Genomic DNA, 2,149 nt, shown 5'->3' on the forward strand with positions numbered 1-2,149 from the left:
GTAAACAATTTCAAGCTATAAACTGTAAATTATCAATACCATTACAGACATCCTTAAAACTTTAAGGTTTAGCGATCGCCTAATTTATGAAAAATACAGCTCATACAGTTACTTTTATATTACATTGCAAATATCTATGTAACATGTAAAGATGCCAGCGCTCATTGCTATACATTCCGTAATCTTTTTATGTTACATTGTATTATGTAGTATAGCTTTACAAGCAATAGTAACTTAAAATCAAATATGCCATACGAAAAACTAAAACTCTCAACTCCAAAACCAGTATTGTCTTGGGCAAATCATCCCCTAGAAAATCAAGAACACCAAATGGCCAAAAATGTAGCATCCTTGCCATTTGTTTTCAAGCACGTTGCCCTAATGCCAGACGTGCATCTAGGCAAAGGAGCATTAGTAGGTTCTGTAATTGCCACAAAAGAAGCAATTATTCCTGCTGCTGTAGGGGTAGATATTGGTTGTGGAATGTGTGCAGTAAAAATGCCTTTTGTTGCCGACCAACTAGAAGGCAAACTCAAAAAAATCCGACAAGATATTGAAGCAGCTATTCCTGTAGGATTTTCTGACAACAAAGAAATCGAAAAATCTGTCACCAACTGGCAGCGCTGGAAAAACTTCAAAGAGTTACATCCAGGTGTAAAAAATCTAGAAAGTAAAGCCCTCAAACAAATGGGTTCTCTAGGTGGAGGCAACCATTTCATCGAACTTTGTCTGGATACAGAAAACAATGTTTGGTTAATGCTACACTCTGGTTCTCGTCACATTGGAAATAAATTAGCTCAATGTCATATTAACACTGCCAAGGAACTAGCAAAACTGGCAGATACAAAATTGCCAGATTTAGATTTAGCCTACTTTGTCACTGGAACATCAGAATTTGCAGCTTACTGGCGCGATCTACAATGGGCACAAAATTATGCTCGGTTTAATCGAGATGTAATGATGGCTCGTTTTAAGCGAATAGTTGAAAAGCATTTAGCAGGAGGCAAACCAACAAAACCACTATTAAATGTGAACTGCCATCACAATTATGCAGAAAAAGAAGTACATTTTGGCGAGGAAGTTTATGTAACTCGTAAAGGTGCTGTGCGAGCACAAGAAGAAGATTATGGAATTATACCTGGTTCAATGGGAGCAAAATCTTTCATTGTCAAAGGAAAAGGAAACCATGAAAGTTATTGTAGCTGTAGTCATGGTGCTGGCAGATTAATGTCTCGAACTAAAGCTAAAAAGAGTTTTTCTGTAGATGATTTAGTTAAGCAAACTGAGGGAGTAGAATGTCGGAAAGATGGAGGTGTTATTGATGAAATTCCTGGTGCTTATAAATCTATTGAAGAAGTAATGAACCAGCAAACTGATTTAGTAGAAGTTGTGGCAACTCTTAAACAAGTTGTTTGTGTAAAGGGGTAATTTTTCTATATTTGTTTGCTTGTCTACAAAAAAACCAAAAAGCCTGTTTCCAAAATTTGAGAAACAGGCTTTAATCAATAATAATCTTGGCATCGAGCTATTTTTAAATGGGGGAACCCTCAAAGTATTTCTAGTTTCTTTGTACTGGATCGCTATTGTTATTTTGTTTGAGCGAGCGAATTTCCTCTTGCAAGGTTTCGAGATCTTCTTGCTGTTGTTTAACAACCTTAGTTAAAACTGCGATAACATCAATAGTCTTAACTGCCTTGTGTTCATCAGCGCTTATTAAATCTGGAACTTCTTCAGCAATAAAGCCAGCATTCAGAGTTTTGCCCTAAAGGAATAAAGATGTCAATACAATTGCCAAAAACAACAAAGCATCTTTCCCATATATCAGAAAGATGCTTCGCTAAATATTATCCTGGCATCGAGCTATTTTCACATGGGGCTACCCCCAAAGTATCTTCGCCAGCACTACGTTTCACTACCGAGTTCGAGATGGAGTCGGAGTGGGTCCATAGCCTCATAGACACCAGGAATACAGAAATCAAAGAAACAAAGAAGGCTGCATAGTCAGAAGTAAGAAGTGAGTTTATGAGGTCAAGTCCTCGGTCTGTTAGTGTGTCTAGGCTGCATACATTACTGCATTTCCACCGAACACCTATTAACGGGTAGTCTTCCCGTGACCTTACCTACTTAAAGTAGTGAGAGCACTCATCTT

The 2,149-nt window shown here is 37.7% G+C and carries 1 protein-coding gene and 2 rRNA genes; 1 reads left to right on the forward strand and 2 read right to left on the reverse strand.

Annotated elements, in window-relative coordinates; translation table 11 throughout:
* The first annotated feature begins 246 nt into the window (after positions 1-246).
* Positions 247-1,428 carry an RtcB family protein gene (locus F6K27_RS32945; protein WP_287280180.1) on the forward strand — a complete coding sequence of 394 codons (1,182 nt, stop codon included), beginning with the start codon at positions 247-249 and terminating at the stop codon, positions 1,426-1,428.
* A gap of 419 nt (positions 1,429-1,847) precedes the next feature.
* Here F6K27_RS32945 and rrf read toward each other — a convergent pair.
* Positions 1,848-1,965, reverse strand: a 5S ribosomal RNA gene (gene rrf / locus F6K27_RS32950).
* Positions 1,966-2,024: 59 nt separating this feature from the next.
* Positions 2,025-2,149, reverse strand: a 23S ribosomal RNA gene (locus tag F6K27_RS32955); the annotation flags it as partial.

Source organism: Okeania sp. SIO2F5, from assembly GCF_010692685.1.
GTDB lineage: Bacteria > Cyanobacteriota > Cyanobacteriia > Cyanobacteriales > Microcoleaceae > Okeania > Okeania hirsuta.

What these genes read in the sequence shown, in the direction of transcription:
- F6K27_RS32945 (WP_287280180.1), top strand. Translation starts at nt 247, where the DNA reads ATGCCATACGAAAAACTAAAACTCTCAACTCCAAAACCAGTATTGTCT.